Here is a 1334-nt window from a genome sequence, read left to right on the forward strand (position 1 = left end):
GCGTCGGACGCTTCATCCATCGGCGCGCTGTCCGCGCGCTGCGCATCGGTCAGGTACGCGATGAACGCCTCTTCGAGCGTGCCGGCACCGCGCATGCGCACGAGTTCCCCCGGCGCGGCGCTGGCGAGCACCCGGCCCGCGTGCATCAGCGAGATGCGATCGCAGCGCTCGGCTTCGTTCATGAAGTGCGTCGAGATGAAGATCGTGACGCGATCGTGCCGCGCGAGCTCGATCATCAGCCGCCAGAAATCGTCCCGCGCGACGGGGTCCACCCCCGACGTCGGTTCGTCGAGGATCAGCAGTTCGGGCTTGTGCACCATCGCGACCGCGAGCGACAGCCGCTGCCGCATGCCGAGCGGCAGGCTTTCGGGCAGCGTGTCGAGCGCGCCGGCCAGCCCGAAGCGCTCGACCATTTCGGCGACCCGCCCCGGTACGTCCGCCTCCGGCACGCCGAACAGGCGCGCATGCAGCACGAGGTTCTGCCGCACGGTCAGCTCGCCGTACAGCGAAAACCCTTGCGACATGTAGCCGACCCGCCGGCGCGTGTCGATGTCGTCCGCCGCGACCGGCTGGCCGAACAGTGTCGCCGTGCCTTCGGAAGCGGGGAGCAGCCCCGTGAGCATCTTCATCGTCGTCGACTTGCCGCAGCCGTTCGAGCCGAGGAAGCCGAAGATCTCGCCGCGCCGGATCTGCAGGCTGACGTGATCGACCGCGACGAAATCGCCGAACCGCATCGTCAGCCCGTCGGCCTCGATTGCGTAACCGGCGGCGGCATCGGGCTGGAACGGCGCGATCCGGATCGGCTGGTGCCCGCGCCGCTGCGCGTCAGGGAGCAACGCGACGAACGCGTCCTCGAGCGTGCCGCATCCGGTGCGGGCCAGCAGCTCGTCCGGGCTGCCGGTCGCCAGCACCCGCCCGGCGTCCATCGCGATCAGCCGGTCGAACCGCCTGGCCTCGTCCATGTACGCGGTTGCCACCAGCACGCTCATCGCCGGCCGCGCGGCGCGAATGCGCCCGATCAGCTCCCAGAACTGGGCGCGCGACAGCGGATCGACGCCGGTCGTCGGTTCGTCGAGGATCAGCAGGTCCGGATCGTGGATCAGCGCGCAGCACAGGCCGAGCTTCTGCTTCATGCCGCCCGACAGTTTGCCGGCGGGCCGCTCCAGGAACGGATGCAGGCCGGTGCTGCGCGTGAGCGCGTCGATCCGGCGGCGCCGCTCCGCCGCATCGTGGCCGAACAGCCGCGCGAAGAACTGCAGGTTCTCCTCGACGGACAGCGTCGCATACAGGTTCCGGCCCAGGCCTTGCGGCATATAGGCGATGCGCCGGCAGAC

Annotated in this window: 1 protein-coding gene; it reads right to left on the reverse strand. The window is 70.1% G+C overall.

All coding sequences use genetic code 11. The annotated features are described in order from the left end of the window. The coding region (locus JYJ84_RS36820; RefSeq protein WP_205190314.1) for an ATP-binding cassette domain-containing protein at nucleotides 1–1334 on the reverse strand (1334 nt) is incomplete at both ends.

Origin of the sequence: Burkholderia sp. LMG 13014 (genome assembly GCF_905232215.1) — a bacterium.
In the GTDB taxonomy this organism is placed as follows: domain Bacteria; phylum Pseudomonadota; class Gammaproteobacteria; order Burkholderiales; family Burkholderiaceae; genus Burkholderia.